Here is a 238-nt window from a genome sequence, read left to right on the forward strand (position 1 = left end):
CTGGGTATTCATCATCTGCGGCCGCCAGCGGGCGCGGGGGCCGGTTTTTTCAAGTCTCGGCGCAAGCGCCCGGAAGCAGATGCAAAGCTCGTCCGCGCCCGTGAGTTCGACCGGCACTTCCAGCCTTTCAAACATGCTCTGGCTCGCGGCGATCAGCTCGCCATTGAAGAAGATTTCCGCAATGGTGGAGAGACCATCGAAGCGCAGGGCGGCACGCTCCCGGGCATCGGAAATCATT

At 61.8% G+C, this 238-nt stretch carries 1 protein-coding gene; it reads right to left on the reverse strand.

Annotated features, from left to right (window positions below; translation table 11 throughout):
- On the reverse strand, positions 1–238 hold a 238-nt coding region (locus R0J92_RS26360; protein WP_411053860.1), incomplete at both ends, for a glycosyl hydrolase 2 galactose-binding domain-containing protein.

This window comes from Tritonibacter sp. SIMBA_163, from assembly GCF_046535935.1.
GTDB classification, from domain to species: domain Bacteria; phylum Pseudomonadota; class Alphaproteobacteria; order Rhodobacterales; family Rhodobacteraceae; genus Epibacterium; species Epibacterium scottomollicae.